The sequence below is a fragment of the Streptomyces sp. NPDC001204 genome, from assembly GCF_053598035.1.
This window is the reverse complement of record NZ_JBSFJL010000011.1, coordinates 81735-97489: the sequence shown is the minus strand read 5'-3', so window position 1 is coordinate 97489 and position 15755 is coordinate 81735. Positions and strand designations below refer to the sequence as shown.

General features: G+C 74.1%; 12 protein-coding genes. 4 read left to right on the top strand and 8 right to left on the bottom strand.

Annotated features, from left to right (window positions below; genetic code table 11):
* Positions 1–118 precede the first annotated feature (118 nt).
* Complete coding sequence (locus ACWC91_RS17645; protein WP_225078317.1) at positions 119–967, bottom strand: GntR family transcriptional regulator; 849 nt, start codon at positions 965–967, stop codon at positions 119–121.
* Between the two features lie 173 nt (positions 968–1140).
* On the opposite strand from ACWC91_RS17645, the gene ACWC91_RS17640 reads away from it, so the two are divergent.
* Positions 1141–1974 carry a (2Fe-2S)-binding protein gene (locus ACWC91_RS17640; RefSeq protein ID WP_450644039.1) on the top strand — a complete coding sequence of 278 codons (834 nt, stop codon included), beginning with the start codon at positions 1141–1143 and terminating at the stop codon, positions 1972–1974.
* A gap of 326 nt (positions 1975–2300) precedes the next feature.
* On the top strand, positions 2301–3338 hold the full coding sequence (locus ACWC91_RS17635; RefSeq protein ID WP_450644037.1) for a DUF2637 domain-containing protein: 1038 nt from the start codon (positions 2301–2303) through the stop codon (positions 3336–3338).
* Between the two features lie 65 nt (positions 3339–3403).
* Here ACWC91_RS17635 and ACWC91_RS17630 read toward each other — a convergent pair whose 3' ends face one another.
* The 3 genes from ACWC91_RS17630 to ACWC91_RS17620 all read right to left on the bottom strand — a co-directional run bounded on the left by ACWC91_RS17630 (position 3404) and on the right by ACWC91_RS17620 (position 7437).
* Positions 3404–3910: an ATP-binding protein gene (locus ACWC91_RS17630; RefSeq protein ID WP_281156390.1), complete on the bottom strand. Its 507-nt coding sequence runs from the start codon at positions 3908–3910 to the stop codon at positions 3404–3406.
* 135 nt (positions 3911–4045) lie between these two features.
* On the bottom strand, positions 4046–5788 hold the full coding sequence (locus tag ACWC91_RS17625) for a pyruvate dehydrogenase (protein ID WP_225078321.1): 1743 nt from the start codon (positions 5786–5788) through the stop codon (positions 4046–4048).
* Between the two features lie 65 nt (positions 5789–5853).
* Entirely contained in the window at positions 5854–7437 is a 1584-nt protein-coding gene (locus tag ACWC91_RS17620) for a protein phosphatase 2C domain-containing protein (RefSeq protein ID WP_450644034.1), read from the bottom strand.
* 1699 nt (positions 7438–9136) lie between these two features.
* Between ACWC91_RS17620 and ACWC91_RS17615 the strand changes: the two genes are divergently transcribed.
* Positions 9137–10126, top strand: coding sequence for a helix-turn-helix transcriptional regulator (locus ACWC91_RS17615; protein ID WP_225078322.1), 990 nt, complete (start codon positions 9137–9139; stop codon positions 10124–10126).
* Positions 10127–10194: 68 nt separating this feature from the next.
* Here the strand turns inward: ACWC91_RS17615 and ACWC91_RS17610 are convergent, their stop codons facing one another.
* From ACWC91_RS17610 to rsgA, 3 genes are all read right to left on the bottom strand, one after another.
* Positions 10195–10713: a methylated-DNA--[protein]-cysteine S-methyltransferase gene (locus ACWC91_RS17610; RefSeq protein ID WP_376499475.1), complete on the bottom strand. Its 519-nt coding sequence runs from the start codon at positions 10711–10713 to the stop codon at positions 10195–10197.
* Entirely contained in the window at positions 10710–12110 is a 1401-nt protein-coding gene (locus ACWC91_RS17605; protein ID WP_450644041.1) for a DNA-3-methyladenine glycosylase 2 family protein, read from the bottom strand. Before ACWC91_RS17605 ends, ACWC91_RS17610 begins: the two co-directional genes overlap by 4 nt.
* Before the next feature lie 94 nt (positions 12111–12204).
* Positions 12205–13344: a ribosome small subunit-dependent GTPase A gene (gene rsgA, locus ACWC91_RS17600; RefSeq protein ID WP_450644032.1), complete on the bottom strand. Its 1140-nt coding sequence runs from the start codon at positions 13342–13344 to the stop codon at positions 12205–12207.
* Positions 13345–14138: 794 nt separating this feature from the next.
* Here rsgA and ACWC91_RS17595 point away from each other — a divergent pair.
* A complete protein-coding gene (locus ACWC91_RS17595; protein ID WP_225078325.1) occupies positions 14139–14561 on the top strand; it encodes a pyridoxamine 5'-phosphate oxidase family protein in 423 nt (140 codons plus the stop codon).
* Here ACWC91_RS17595 and ACWC91_RS17590 read toward each other — a convergent pair.
* Positions 14536–15669: an Acg family FMN-binding oxidoreductase gene (locus ACWC91_RS17590; protein WP_450725958.1), complete on the bottom strand. Its 1134-nt coding sequence runs from the start codon at positions 15667–15669 to the stop codon at positions 14536–14538. The genes ACWC91_RS17595 and ACWC91_RS17590 overlap by 26 nt on opposite strands.
* Positions 15670–15755 lie beyond the last annotated feature (86 nt).

The following is a 15755-nucleotide window of genomic DNA, read 5'->3' as shown; positions in this document are numbered from 1 at the left end:
CAGCCGTGCTCGCCCCGCGCAGGGGCACGCGCCGTGCTCGGCTCGCGCAGCTACACATGCCGTACTCGACCCGCGCAGGGACACACACCTTGCTCGCCCCGCGCGAAGGACGGGAACCTCAGTCCGCGCCCGCGAAGTGCTCGGCGACCAGGGCGCGTACCACGTCGACGTCCCGTGCGACGAGGGCGTCCAGGAGGGCCGTGTGCTCGGCCGCGTCGGCGACGAGGTCGGCGCGGGCCGGGCGCGCGGAGCCGCCGACGAGCGGCCACTGGGCGCGGCGGTGCAGGTCCTCGGCGATCTGGACGAGCTGGCCGTTCCCGGAGAGGGACAGCACCGCGCGATGGAAGGCGCGGTCGGCGTCGGCGTAGGTCGCCCGGCACCCGGAGGACGCGGCCCGCACGGTGGCCTCGGCGAGCGGGCGCAGTTCGTCCCAGCGCTCGACGGGCACACGGCGGGCCAGCCGCAGCATCACCGGCACCTCCAGCAGGGCCCGCACCTCGGCCAGTTCGGCGAGCTCGCGGTCGCCCCGCTCGATCACCCGGAAGCCGCGGTTGGGCACGACCTCCACGGCGCCCTCCAGCGTGAGCTGCTGCATCGCCTCGCGCACGGGGGTCGCGGAGACCCCGAACCGCTCGCCGAGCGCGGGTGCCGAGTAGACCTCGCCGGGTTTCAGCTCCCCCGCCACCAGGGCGGTGCGCAGGGCCTGCAGGATCTGGCCGCGTACCGAGGAGCGCCGTACGAGGGGCCGGGGATGCGGGACGGGCGGTTCGCCGTGCGTGTGCTCGCCGCGGACGCCCGCCCGAGGGAGGTCCGCGGCGGCTGGGGACTCCTGGTCCCGCCGCGGCTCCCCGGCTTCCCGCGCCATCCGCGGGTCCGCGACCTGCGGCTGGCGCGGCACGCGAGGCACGGCGCCCCGGCCGGCCCCGGGGGTCCGGGTACCGGCGGAGTCCTGTGCGCCCTGCTTCACGGTTCTCCTCCGGGCTCGCGGTGCTTGAGGTACTTGGGGTGCTTGGGGTCATTACGGCGGCTTGTCGCTCTGCCGTCAAGCACCTTAGGCGCTGCAGGCCAAGGCTTCACATTCCGATCGGCTGAAGTAAGGTAAGCCTTACCTACAATCGAACGTGAAAACGGTGGTCCGGCATGCCTGTGCCCTCTTCGGCCGTAGCGGACGCCTACGCCCGCCTCACCGAGGCCTTCCCCGGACTCGCGGTGACGGAGACGGGCCCCGGCGAGAGCGTCCCGGACGGCGACGGCTGGACCTCGGCCGCCTCCCTCGCGGCGGGCGGGAGCGGCCTGGACGCGTTCCTGGCCTGGGACGACGCCCAGGTGCTGCGGGACTACGGCACGCATGCCCGCCCGGACGTCGTGGCGAGCTTCGGACTGCACCGCTACGCCTGGCCCGCCTGCCTGCTGTTCACCGTGCCCTGGTTCCTGCGCCGCCGGGTGCCCCGCCTCCCCGTGACCCACGTCTCCTACGACCGGGCCGCCGGCCGCATGGCCGTACGCCCCGCCGCCTTCGCCTGCCTGCCGGACGACCCCGCGGCCGCACTGCCCGGCGCGCGCGTCGTACGCGACGAGGAGGCGCTGCGGGCCGAACTCCGCTCGGCCGTCGCCGAGCACCTGGAGCCGGTGCTGGCCGGATTCGGCCCCCGTATGCGGCGGCGCGGGCGCGCCCTGTGGGGCATGGCGACCGACGAGGTCGTCGAGGGACTCTGGTACGTCGCCCATCTGCTCGGCGAACAGGAGCGGGCGGTGCGCGAACTGGAGCTGCTGCTGCCGGGGGCGACCCGGCCGTACGTCGGCTCCGCCGCCTTCCGGGTACTGACGGGGCCGGACGGCGAGTCCCTGCCCACCCGCGACCGGGCCAGCTGCTGCATGTTCTACACCGTGCGCCCCGAGGACCTCTGCGTCACCTGCCCGCGCACCCGCGACGCGGACCGGATCGCCAAGCTGACGGCCACGGCGGCGGGCTGAGCCCTCGTCACACCTGACCCGGACCGCCCGGCCGGTCCGGTGCACCCCCGCGATCGCGTAAGATCACTCGCGACTGGGACACCCACAAGGTCACAGGTGATTCACAAATTCCTCACCTGCCACGGGAACTTTCCGCGGAACCACCGGTACGGGTAGTCTTATTCGAACTCAACTCCCGCCCCTCAAGCGGCAGTTCGAGCAGAACGCCGCCCCGGGCATCCCCTTGCACCTCCTTGGCGGCCTCTTGCCCCGAAAACCCCTGAGGGCCGACGGGATTGGGCCACTATGGCGGGCGTTACGCCCTATCCCAATGCAAGGGACCCCAGATGAGACTGACCGACATATCGCTGAACTGGCTGCTTCCGGGCGCCGTGCTGCTCCTGGGCGTGCTGGCGGCGGTTGCGGTGCTCGCGCGCGGCAAGCGCTCCTCCGGGGAGAACGCGAGCGCGGACGACTCGTGGGAGCGCAGCGAGGAGCGCCGCAGGCGCAAGGAGGCCATCTACGGCACGGCCTCCTACGTTCTGCTGTTCTGCTGTGCGGCGGTGGCCGCGGCACTCTCCTTCCACGGCCTGGTCGGCTTCGGCGAGCAGAACCTCGGCCTGACCGACGGCTGGCAGTACCTGGTGCCGTTCGGTCTGGACGGCGCGGCGATGTTCTGTTCCGTGCTCGCGGTGCGCGAGGCCAGCCACGGTGACGCGGCGCTCGGCTCGCGGATACTCGTGTGGATGTTCGCCGCCGCCGCGGCCTGGTTCAACTGGGTGCACGCGCCCAGGGGCCTCGACCACGCGGGGGCGCCGCACTTCTTCGCGGGCATGTCGCTCTCGGCCGCTGTCCTGTTCGACCGCGCGCTGAAGCAGACCCGCCGGGCCGCCCTGCGCGAGCAGGGTCTGGTGCCGCGCCCGCTGCCGCAGATCCGCATAGTCCGCTGGCTGCGGGCGCCGCGCGAGACCTACAAGGCCTGGTCGCTGATGCTCCTGGAGGGCGTGCGGAGCCTGGACGAGGCGGTCGACGAGGTGCGCGAGGACGAGCGCCAGAAGGCGGAGAGCCGGCGGCTGCGGCGCGATCAGGAGCGCATGGAGCGGGCGCAGTTGAAGGCGCTCAGCCGGGGCCACCGCGGCTTCATCGGCCGGGGCGGCCAGCACGTCGAGCAGCAGGCCCTGGAGCGCGGCTCCACGCAGGTCACCGCGGAGCCTGCCATAGCGGCGGCGGAGCTTCCCGTGCGCGCGCGTCCGTCCCTTCAGCCCGTCCGCAAGGGATCCGAGAGCTCCACCGTCGACCTCACCGCGGAGGACGACACAATGGCCCTGCCGCGCCTCGACTCCCTGGAGCGCAAGCTCAAGGACCTGGAGCAGCAGTTCGGCTAGGAACGAGCCGACTGGACCGGTGAACGGGTGGGGGGCGCGGCCTGCGGGCCGCGCCCCCCACCCGTTCACGCGGCGTCCGCGCCCAGTTCGAACCAGACGGACTTTCCGACCCCGTGCATGCACACGCCCCAGGTGTCCGCGAGGGACTGCACCAGGACCAGGCCCCGGCCGCCGGTGCCGTCGCCCGTCCCCGGTGTCCGGGGTCTGGGCCGGCGGGCCACGAAGTCCCGTACCTCCACGCGCAGTCCGCGCGGTGACACGGTGGCCGTCAGGATCGCGTCGTCGTCGGTGTGGACGAGCGCGTTGGTGACCAGTTCGCTGGTGAGCAGTTCCGCGACCTCCGACGTGCCGGGCCTGCCCCAGTGGCGCAGCAGTGCGCGCAGCGCCCGTCGCGCCTCGGGCACCGCCTTGAGGTCGGCCCGCCCCAGCCTGCGTCTGAGCTGCGGCGGGACGGGCCGTCCCGGGAGGCCGTCCGTCTCTCCGCCCGCCGGTCCCTGCGTGTGTTCCTCCGTCGTCCGAGCCGAGGAGGCCCCGGCCGTCGCGGGACCGCCCCCTCGTGCCTGCCTCTTCATGGCCCCCGCCCGCGTGCCGATGTCGGTTCCCCTCCAGTTCGAACACGTTCACGGAGATCCATGCCCCGTCGGGCGCGGGCCAGTCATGTGGAATGGCCCACGCCAGTTGTCCGGCGCTCCCCTGTCCCGACGGGCCTACGGCCGGGGCACGTTGCGCAGGTTGGAGCGCGCCATCTGCACCATCCGGCCGACGCCTCCGTCCAGCACCATCTTCGAGGCCGACAGCGCGAACCCGGTGACCATCTCGGCCTTGATCTTCGGCGGGATCGACAGGGCGTTGGGGTCGGTGACGACGTCCACGAGGGCGGGGCCCTTGTGACTGAAGGCCTCCTTCAGGGCGCCGGCGAGGTGCCTGGGCTTCTCCACCCGGACGCCGTGGGCGCCGCAGGCGCGGGCGACGGCGGCGAAGTCGGGGTTCTTCATGGCCGTTCCGTAGGCGGGCAGGCCCGCGACCATCATCTCCAGCTCCACCATGCCCAGTGAGGAGTTGTCGAACAGGACGACCTTCACCGGCAGGTCGTACTGCACCAGGGTCAGGAAGTCGCCCATCAGCATGGCGAAGCCGCCGTCCCCGGACATGGACACCACCTGGCGGCGGCGGTCGGTGAACTGCGCGCCGATCGCCATCGGCAGCGCGTTGGCCATCGAGCCGTGCGAGAAGGAACCGATGATGCGGCGGCGTCCGTTGGGCGAGATGTAGCGGGCGCCCCAGACGTTGCACATGCCCGTGTCGATGGTGAACACGGCGTCGTCGTCGGCCACTTCGTCCAGGACGGCGGCCACGTACTCGGGGTGGATCGGGACGTGCTTGTCCACCTTCCTCGTGTACGCCTTGACGACCCCCTCCAGGGAGTCCGCGTGCTTCTTGAGCATCCGGTCCAGGAAGCGCCGGTCCGTCTTGACCCGCACCCTCGGCACGAGACAGCGCAGGGTCTCCTTCACATCGCCCCACACCGCGAGGTCGAGCCTGGAGCGGCGGCCGAGGTTCTCGGGCCGGACGTCGATCTGGGCGATCTTCACATCGGTGGGCAGGAAGGCGTTGTACGGGAAGTCGGTGCCGAGCAGGATCAGCAGGTCGCACTCGTGGGTGGCCTCGTAGGCGGCGCCGTAGCCGAGCAGCCCGCTCATGCCGACGTCGTACGGATTGTCGTACTGGATGAACTCCTTGCCGCGCAGCGCGTGCCCGACCGGGGACTTGATCCGCTCGGCGAACTCCATCACCTCTGCGTGCGCGCCCGCCGTACCGCTGCCGCAGAACAGGGCGATCTTGTCGGCCTCGTCGATCATCTCGACGAGCCGGTCGATCTCGGCGTCGCCGGGCCGGACGGTGGGCCGGGAGGTGACGATGGCGGTCTCGGCGGCCCTCTCGGGCGCGGGCTCGGCGGCGATGTCGCCGGGCAGCGACACCACGCTGACGCCGCTGCGGCCCACCGCGTTCTGGATGGCCGTCTGGAGCAGCCGGGGCATCTGCTTCGGGTTGGAGATCAGCTCGCTGTAGTGGCTGCACTCGGCGAACAGCCGGTCGGGGTGGGTCTCCTGGAAGTACCCGAGGCCGATCTCGCCGGAGGGGATGTGCGAGGCGAGGGCGAGGACCGGAGCCATGGAGCGGTGGGCGTCGTAGAGGCCGTTGACGAGGTGCAGGTTGCCGGGACCGCAGGAGCCCGCGCAGGCCGTCAGACGGCCCGTGATCTGGGCTTCGGCGCCGGCCGCGAAGGCGGCGGTCTCCTCGTGGCGGACGTGGATCCAGTCGATGGCGGCATTGCGGCGGACCGCGTCGACGACCGGGTTGAGGCTGTCCCCGACCACGCCGTACAGCCGTTTGACTCCGGCGCGGACGAGGATGTCGACGAACTGCTCTGCGACGCTCTGCTTGGCCATGGCGCTCGGGCACCCCTTCGGTCTGCCGCGGATCCTCCGCCTCCATGAAGGCACAGCCCCGGCGCTCACGCCTCCCACACGGCTGCGGCCGTACGGTCGTCCGCGTAGCCCTTGACCCGCACCTGGGCGTCCGCCAGGAACGCGGCGAGGCCCGGCGGGGCGGGATCGGACCACCGTCGCGAGAGGTGGGAGCACAGCTCGGGCTCGCCGCGCAGCGGGTCGGCCAGACCGGCGGTGCACATCAGGAGCGTGTCACCCGGTTGGGCCACGGACGCGCGGAAGCGGAAGGGTTCGCGGGGCGGGTCGTACGGGTTCGGCGGGGTGGTGATGCCGAGGTCCATGGTGAGCCGGTCGCCGTCCGGGGTCTCGGACGGCGGCGAGCCGAAGCCGACCACGGGGTGGCCGGGGGTCTCGGCGACGCCGGGTTCGATGTCCTGCCACTCGCCCTCGCGCAGCCGGAACAGGCCGCCGGCGCCGACGCCGAAGAAGACCCGGACGCGGCAGTCGGGGTCGGCGGGCAGGAGCAGGCAGCGCAGGGTGGCCGTGTACTGCTCCGGCTCCACGCCCTGTTCGGCGGCGCCCGCTCGGAGTCTGCCGAGGCTGCGGTCGGTGAGGCGGTGCAGCCCCGACTTCAGGTCGCCGCGCCGGGCCGCGCGGATGTCCTCGGCCAGCCGTGCGTGGCTGCGTCCCACGGCCTCGGCGATCCACTGGCACACCTCGCCTGCCGCGCGGTGCGCGCCCGGGGTGGCGCGGGCGCCGGTCGCCATCGCGACCAGCACCAGTGCCTGATCCCCCGTGCCGAAGCGCGCGGTGAGCAGCGCGTCGCGCCGCGACTCGCCCCGGTATCGTGCGGAGTCCCCCCGGATCGACACCGCCCGCAGCGTGCACGCCCCGTAGGCGGCCCCGTCCAGCACGGTGTCCGGCACGGCGACGTCCAGCCCGTCCGGCTCGGCCACGGGCAACGCGGTGGGCTCGGCCGCGTAGGTGGGTGGCCGGGACCCGACATACCCGACGACAACGCCGGCACCGCGGGCCCGCGGTACGGAGTGCGCACCCGCGCTGCCCAACGCGTCGTGCGCCTCCCCGACGACCGGACCGGCCTCCGCCTCCGCGCTGCCCGGTACGGCTTGCGCCTCCACCCCGACCCATGCGGCGCGCGCCTCCGCGGCGGGCGGTACGGAGTGCGCCTTCCCGGCACCCGAAGCGGACTGCGCCTCCCTGGCAGCCGGTGCGTCGTACGCCTCCGCGGCGGGCGGTGCGGCGGGTGCCATCCCGGCGGCCGAAGCGGACTGCGCCTTCCCGCCAACCGGTACGTCGTACGCCTCCGCGGCGGGCGGTGTGGACTGCGCCTCCACGGCACCCAAAGCGGACTGCGTCTTCCCAGCAACCGGTGCGTCGTACGCCTCCGCGGCGGGCGGTGTGGACTGCGCCTCCACGGCACCCAAAGCGGACTGCGTCTTCCCAGCAACCGGTGCGTCGTACGCCTCGCCACCGCCCGAAGCGGACTGCGGCTCCCCAGCAACCGGTGGGTCGTACTCCCCCAGGCCGGGCGGTGCGGGGTGCGCCTCCACACCGCCCGAAGCGGCCTCCCCGGTGGCCGTTGCGGCGTGCGCGTCGCTGCCGCCCACCTCACGTCCGGAGCCGCCCACGGCCCCGACGGATGGAGGTTCCGGCGGCGGGGGAGGCACGGAGGAGGATGGAGGTGCGGAGGGACGCGGAGAAGCTGACGGAGGTGAAGGTGCGGAGGGCGGCGAGGGCGTGGACGAGGGCGGAGAAGCAGGAGCGGGCGCAGGCGCGGACGGGGGCGCAGGAGGAGTCGGGGGCGCGGACGGGGGCGCAGGAGGAGTCGGGGGCGTGGACGGGGGAGCAGGAGGAGTCGGGGGCGCGGACGGGGGCGCAGGAGGAGGCAGGGGCGCGGACGGAAGCCCCCTCTCGGCGGGCCCGGCCGGGTCGGCGGCGTCCCTGAGCGACGGGCCGCGCGAGCCGGAGGCCGTACCGCCCGATTGGGTCGGCTCCGTGGAGCCCGACGACCAGCCCTCGACGGTCCCCTCGGAGGTGACGGGCGGCTGAACCGGCCGCTCCGGCGTCCCCGTCCCAAGGTCCCAGGAGGGCCCCGGAGCCGCCCCCTCGGCGGGAGAGGGCGACCGAGGCGACCACTCGGGCTCCACCGGCCCGGATTCCTCGGTCACCGCATCGGAAGAGGAAGCCGCCGCAGCCGACCCCCCGGAGGAGGCGGGCGGCTGAGACGGTTTCACCGGCGCGGAACCCCAAGCTGCCCCCGCGGCCGGCCCCTCAGCCGGCGCCGGCGACCGGGACGGCCGCTCGGGCTTCACCAGCCCGGAACCGCGGTCAGCCCCCGACACCGGCCCTTCCGCCGGTGCGGACGACCGAGGCGAGCGAGGCCCGCGCCCAGGCTCCACCGGCCCAGAACCCCAAGCACCGCCCGAAGCCGGCTCATCCGGAGGCGCGGGCGGCTCAGGCGGCCGATCCGGCGTTCCCGTCCGGGGATCCCGCGCCGCCTCCGCAGCCGCCCCCTCGGCGGGAGAGGACTGCTCGGACTCCCCCGGATCCGAACCCCAGGCAACTCCCGAAGCCGGCGTGGCCGACCGAGGCGGCCGCTCCGGCTCCTCCGGCCCGGAACCCCGGTCAGTCGTCGACGCCGTGTCCTCGGGGGTGCTGCGCCACCAGTCCGGAGCGGGGTCCGGTGAGCGTGGGGTGGGTAGCGGCGCGCCCCGCGGGGGGCCGTCGACCGTTCCGGACGCCGAGGCGAAGCGGTCGTCCAGGGAATCGGCCCCGGCCGCGGGGCCGGTGTCCTCGGCGGAGTCGTCGTACAACTGCCCCCACCAGTCGTCCTCTTGACCGGTGGGCCTTCCCCCCTGCTGGCTCATGCCGCCAATTGTCCACCGCACGGGCCCTGTGGGAACGGGGCATCGGCAAATCCGGTGGACGGAACCACGCCAGGGCGCGACGAAGTCGCCGGACGGCTCCACCCCCCACGGAGGAGCCGTCCGGCGGCACATGGGTGATCCTGGTCCGGATCACGGTCCGGTCGGCCGAAACACCGCCGTCCGGAACAACCCCGACGCGGCCCGCGGTGCCCGGCCCGGACGCTGCGAGCCGGGGCCGCCAGTCGCCCCGGCCACCCGCACGGGGTGCGTATCCGTGCAGGCCACGTCCACGGCTGGACACCGGGCACCCGTCGGTGCTTCGGTGGCGCCACCTTGTCAGAGTGACCGGTGGTACAGCGATGATGTGCCGCGGCGGGTTTGCGCCGTGGCTGTTTCCCGCCACCGCCGACGCGCCACGGAACGTGATGCCAGGGGTCCGAAAGGGGAGGGACAGCAGCTGATGCTGGCAGCGATAGGTCTGGACGAGACACACGAGGCGGCGTACCGGGCTCTGGTGTCCGTGGGCGCCGCCGAAGTCCCCGATCTCGCACGGCGGCTGATGCTCGGCGAGCGGGACACCGAGCACGCCCTGCGCCGCCTGGAGCGGCACGGACTCGCGGCCCAGTCCTCGGCCCGGCCCGGCCGCTGGGTGGCCGCGCCGCCCGGGGTGGCGCTGGGCGCACTGCTCACCCAGCACCGCCACGAGCTGGAGAGGGCGGAACTGGCCGCCGCGCTGCTCGCCGAGGAGTACCGGGCGGCGGCCTCCGAGCCCGCGGTACACGATCTGGTCGAGGTGGTCACCGGCGCCCCCGCGGTCGCGCAGCGCTTCCTCCAGCTCCAGCTCGGGGCGAGCGAGGAGGTGTGCGCACTGGTCACGGGCAACCCGATCGCCGTCTCCTCGATGGAGAACCACGCCGAGGAGCAGGCGGCCGCCCGCGGGGTCCGCTACCGGGTGGTGCTCGAACGCGCCGTGCTGGACAAGCCGAACGGCGTCACGGAGCTGACCGCCGCGCTCAGCCGCGACGAACAGGTGCGGGTCGTCGAGACCGTACCGACCAAACTGGTCGTCGCCGACGGGACGCTCGCCATGGTGCCGCTCACCTCGCACACCCCGGAGCCCACCGCGCTGGTCGTGCACGCCAGCGGCCTGCTGGAGCTGCTGTACGGGCTGTTCGAGTCGGTGTGGCGGGAGGCGCTGCCGCTGCGGCTCGGGGCGTCCGGCGTGACCGAGGAGGGCCGGGACGGCCCCGACGCCATCGACCTGGAGGTGCTGTCGCTGCTGCTGGCCGGTCTGACCGACGCGAGCGTCGCCAAACAACTCGACCTGGGCCTGCGGACCGTGCAGCGCCGGGTGAAGCGGCTGATGGAGCTGACCGGGGTGAGCACCCGGCTGCAACTGGGCTGGCACGCCTACGAACGGGGCTGGGTGGCCCGCGAGCGGCACGGCTGACGGGCCGGTGCCCACAGGCGCACGCCTGACGGGCCAGGTGCCCACAGGCACGGCTGACGCGCCGGTGCCTACAGCACGCCCTCCAGCGTGAGCAGTCGCACCTTCCGCTCCAGACCGCCCGCGTAGCCGGTCAGGGAACCGTCCGCGCCGACCACACGGTGGCAGGGGCGCAGCACCAGGAGCGGGTTGGCGCCGATGGCGCCGCCGACGGCCCGAACAGCCGCGCGGGAAGCGCCGATACGCGCGGCGATCTCGCCGTACGTGGTCGTCGAGCCGTACGGAACGTCGTCGACGGCGGCCCACACCCGCTCCCGGAACGCGGTGCCGGAGGTGCGCAGCGGCAGCCGGAACTGCTTGAGTTCACCGGCGAAGTAGGCGCGGAGCTGTTCCTCCGCCGCGCGGAAGGGCCCGGCGTCGTGCCGCCAGTCGGCCCGGACCTCGCGACCGCCCTTCTGGCCGGGCACGGACAGCGAGGTCAGCGCGCCGGAGGAGTCGGCGGTCAGGAGCAGGGGGCACAGCGGGCTGTCGAGGGTGGTCCAGTAGGTCGTACCGGTGAGGGTCGAGTGCGTGTGCGTGTGCGTGGTCATGGGGTGGTCTCCAGCTCCTCGGCGGCACCCAGGTGCCGCAGGGCGTACGAGCGCCAGGGGCGCCAGCTTTCGGGGGTGTCCGCGCCGGGCGGGGCCACGTCGGGGTCGCCGAGGGCCCGGGTACGGATGGCGGCGGCCGTGGCCGGATCCAGGCCGGGCAGGGCGAGCAGTGCCCGGTGCGTGTCGTCGCGGTCGGCGCCCGGGTCCAGCCGCACCGTGCCGTCGGCGAGGGCGGCGGCCAGGGCGCCCAGGGGGCCGTCCGGCTCGGCCTCGGCGAGGACGGCCGGCTCGGGGAAGAGGTGGGTGAGGGTGCCGGTGGGAGCGTCCAGTGCCTTGCCGTAGCGCCGTACCAGCTCCGCGGCGGCCGCCGGTCCCACCAGCGCCCGGACCGCCGTCTCCGGCGGGTCCGCCGAGCCCGGCGAGCGCAAACCTGGCCGGGCGGCGACCAGCGGGGCCAGCCGCGGGTCCGCACCGAGCCGCTCGTCGACGGCGTACGGGTCGGCGTCCAGGTCGAACAGCCGGCGCAGCCGCTGCACGGCCGTGGTCAGATCGCGTGGGTCGGTCAGGTGGAGCCGGGTCTCCAGCCAGCCGCCGGGATGCGCGCCGGACCCGGCCCGCGGCGCGCCGGAGCGCTCGTCCACGGCGGCGGTTCCGGTGCCGTACGGCAGGCGCAGGGTGCGCCGGTAGGTCCGCCGGCCGGGCGTGCCTCCGATCTCCTCGACGCCGGGCACGGCCTCGCGTTCCAGCAGGTCGAAGACGGAGCCGGCCTGGTAGGGGCCCCGGTGGGCGAGCCGCAGCGGGATCCCGGCGGTGGGCGCCGCGGGACGGCGGCCCCGTGCCCTGCGGGCGGTGGCGCGCAGCTCGCTGGGGGTCGCGGCGTAGACGGACCGCATCGTGTCGTTGAACTGCCGCACGCTGGCGAACCCGGACGCGAACGCGATCTGCGTGACCGGCAGGTCCGTGGTCTGGAGCAGGACGCGCGCGCTGTGCGCCCGCTGGGCACGGGCGAGCGCGACGGGCCCGGCGCCCAGCTCGGCGATGAGCTGCCGGCGCACCTGCCGCTCGCTGTAGCCGAGTCGCGCGGCGAGCCCGGCGACGCCCTCCCGGTCGATCACGCCGTCGCCGATCAGCCGCATGGCCCGCCCGACGGCGTCGGCCCGTAGGTTCCAGTCGGCGGAGCCGGGCACCGCGTCCGGACGGCAGCGCCGGCAGGCGCGGAAGCCCGCGCCCTGCGCGGCGGCGGCCGTGGGGTAGAACCGCACGTGGTGCCGTTTGGGGGTCACCGCCGGGCAGCTGGGACGGCAGTAGATCCCGGTCGTGTCGACGGCGAAGAAGAACTCCCCGTCGAACCGGCCGTCCCGGCTGCGTACGGCCTCGTACCTGGTGTCCTCGTCCATCACGCCGTCCAGTGTCCGCCTCCGCGCGGAGGTCTCGCTGGCGGAAATCGGACACTGCGGCCGACATGACGAGTGACGGGTGACGGGTGACGGGCTAGCGCCACCTACCCCGCTTGGCCTCCATCGCGGCCCGGCCCTCGGCGCCCTTGCGCTTCCAGTCCCGCCGGATCTCCGCGCGCAGCCGCGCGTCGGTCTTGGCGACGATCCACTGGTTCTCGCGCACGAGCTTGCGGTAGCTCTCCAGCCGCCGCTGGGGCAGCTCACCGGCGTCGACGGCGGCGAGCACCGCGCACCCCGGCTCGCTGTCGTGGGCGCAGTCGTGGAACCGGCACCGCCCGGCCAGCTCCTCGATCTCGGAGAACACCTGTCCGACCCCGCTCTCGGCGTCCCACAGGCCCACTCCGCGCAGTCCCGGGGTGTCGATCAGCACGCCGCCGCCCGGCAGCGCGAGCAGGTTGCGGGTGGTGGTCGTGTGCCGGCCCTTGCCGTCGACGTCCCGGGCGGCCTGTACGGTCATCACGTCCTCGCCGAGCAGCACGTTCGCGAGCGTGGACTTGCCCGCTCCGGACGACCCGAGCAGCACGGACGTGCCCGAGGAGACGACGGCGAGGAGGACGTCGAGCCCGTCGCCGGTCATGGCGCTGACGGGCAGCACCGGCACACCGGGCGCGCTCGTCTCCACGTCCTGGACGAGATACCCCAGCCCCGTCGCGTCCGGCACGAGGTCGGCCTTGGTCAGCACGATCAGCGGCTGCGCGCCGGATTCCCAGGCCAGCGCCAGGTAGCGCTCGATGCGGCCGAGGTCGAGTTCGACCGCGAGGGACACCGCGACGATCGCGTGGTCGACGTTGGCGGCGAGGATCTGGCCCTCGGACCGCTTGGACGAGGTGGAGCGCACGAAGGCGGTGCGGCGCGGCAGCGTCGTGCGGACGTAGCGCGGGTTGCCGCCGGGCTCGACGGCGACCCAGTCGCCGGTGCACACCACCCGCATCGGGTCGTGCGGGGTGACGAACGCGGTGTCGGCGCGCAGCACGCCGCCGGCGGTGACGACGTCGCACTGCCCCCGGTCGACGCGGATCACCCGGCCCGGCAGCAGGCCTTCGGCGGTGTACGGGGTGAAGACCGACTCCCAGCCCTCGTCCCAGCCGTAGGCGGCGAGAGGGTGCGGCGAGACGGAAGCAGGAACGGAAGGAACAGAAGGAACGGAAGGAACGGAAGAAGCGGAGGAACGCAAGGGGGAACCCTTCACGAGGGCGGCCCCGACTACCCGCGACGGTGCGCGCGGGCGTGGCAGGAGGTGTCAGCCGGTGGCCGCGGAGGTGGAGTGGATGGTCCTGTCGTTGCGGGCAGCGCCCATTACCGAGACAGCCATGGGTCACACCTCCTCTTTCTCCGCGAGAACTCAGCGAACTCTGCGAACCGGCAGCGGCGGCCGCCGGCCTCCGCGTGATGCGAGCCTCACGGTAGGGGAGCGCGGGGAAGCGGCGCCACCGGATTTACGCCGGCGCCGCCCGCCGTCACCCGATGCGCCCCCAGCCGCGCCGGGGCGGGGCTCGCGGCTGCGGCTGCGGCTGCGGCTGCGGCTGCGGCTGCTGTGGACGATGTAGGGGTGGGTGAGGCAGCCCAGCGGTGCGGTGAGCATGTGGACCAACCAGGTGAAGGGTCAGGCCGCGAAGGCCAGCAGGGTGCTGAGGGCGTGGAGTTGGAACAGCAGCGGCACGCCGCTCATCGGTTCCGGGCGCGGTTGCAGGGGCGAAGACGGACCGGAACCAGGGGGAGTTGGTCTGCCGGAGGACGAAGACGGCGAGGGAGCGGACCCGGTCGGGCAGGACGGGGGCCGCGCGGCGGGCCAGGGCCAGCCGCTCGGGGAATTCCTCGTCCGGGCAGGCCAGCGGCAGGGAGAGGATTCCGCCTACCGGAGCGCCGCCCCTCGAAACGTCGGGTCCTGAGGCGTCGGGTGGGACCCACGCCGAAGATGTGGGCCAACAGGCCCTAACGGTGGGCCGGGTGCGCGGGGACCATGGAAAGGTGAGTGACAGTGATGGCTTTCGCTCGATGGACCGGCAGGAGTGCCTCCGCCTGATGGCCGAGGTACCGGTGGGCCGTGTCGTCTACACGCGGCAGGCGCTGCCCGCGGTGCTGCCCGTCAACTTCGCCCTGGCGGCGGACGCGTCCGTGCTGCTGCGCACCTCCGCGGGCTCCGACCTCGTCCGCGCCGTGGACGGGGTCGTGGTCGCCTTCGAGGCGGACGCGTTCGACGCGCAGAGCCGGTCGGGATGGAGCGTGGTCGTCACCGGCCGGGCCACCGTGGTGACCGATCCGGTCGAGCACGAGCGTCTCCTGCGGACCGGGCCGCGCTCCTGGATGCCGATCGAGGAGGACGTCTTCGTCCGCATCGAGGCCACGATGGTCACCGGACGGGAGCTCACGGATCTGCGCGTCGCCAATTGAGCGGCCGCGCGTCACTGGTTGAGGGCACGGAGGGGCCGGGGCGGACGTTCGGTCCGCCCCGGCCCCTCGTCGTGTGCGTTCGGCCCGGCCGGGCCGTGGCGCCCGCCGGTGTCTCATCCGTGCCCGCCGGTGTCTCATCCGTGGCGGTCAGCCGGGTGGCGGCGCGCGGGGTGCGGCCGCCCTCCGGGCCGTAGCCGAAGCGGATCAGCAGGTGGGGGCGGCACCGAAGCCTCGGGGCGGCCATCGTCGCCCGCAGGTCGGGCCACTCCATCGCCTGGTGCAGCATCGAGGTGCGCACTCCGAACCGGGTGGCCACCAGCAGGGCCCGCTCCATCGCCTGCCCCGCGCGCAGCCAGTCCTCCCGCCGGTCGTGCGGGGTCCACAACAGGGCCACCTGCGCGTGCCGTTCGAAACGCAGGGCGGGCGGTCGCAGCCCGGGCAGCGGGCCGGTGAAGTCCCGCATCGGCATCCGCCCCGCCGTGTCCCGCGGGCCGAGCGAGGTGAGCGGAATGCCGTGCGGGAGGCGCATGCCCGGCGTGTTGACCCAGGCCCTGGTCTCGGCGGTGCGGGCCGGGTCGGCGGCGTTGCGCGCCTCGGCCTGCGCGGTCAGGCTCAGCAGGCGCCGGGTGCCGGCGAAGTCGGGGACGTCCAGGTGCGCCCCCTCGACCCGCGCCGCCTTGACCATCTCCAGCACGATGTGCTCCGGCACCGGCCGCCCGGTGAAGGGCATCCGGCTGGTGTGCCGGCGCGCGACCGCTTCGTACAGGCCCGGGTACGACGGCTCTGCGTCCGGGGCCGCCACGAACAGCCGGACGGTGGCCAGCAGGCCGGGGTCGCGCGGGTCGGGCAGGAGCGTCACGAGCGGGTCCCAGCCGAGGTGTGCCGCGGCGACGCGGAGGTTGAAGACGGCCGCGCCCACGGAGAGGTGCTGGGCACGCTGCCGCGGATCGGTCAGCGGCAGGGACCGCGAGTCGGCGCGGACGTGGATGGACCGGGTGTCGGCGTCCATGCCGAACCGCCAGGGCTGGGTGTTGTGGATCGACGGAGCCGCCACGGCCGAGTACAGCAGGCTCTCCAGGGTGGTCGCGTCGACTGCCGGTGTCCGCATGACGGCTCCTCCATGGGCTCCCTTGTCGCTTGCCCGTCCACCGTCCTTCGCCGCCCGGCCGGGGCGGAAGGGCTCAGCGGGCCCTC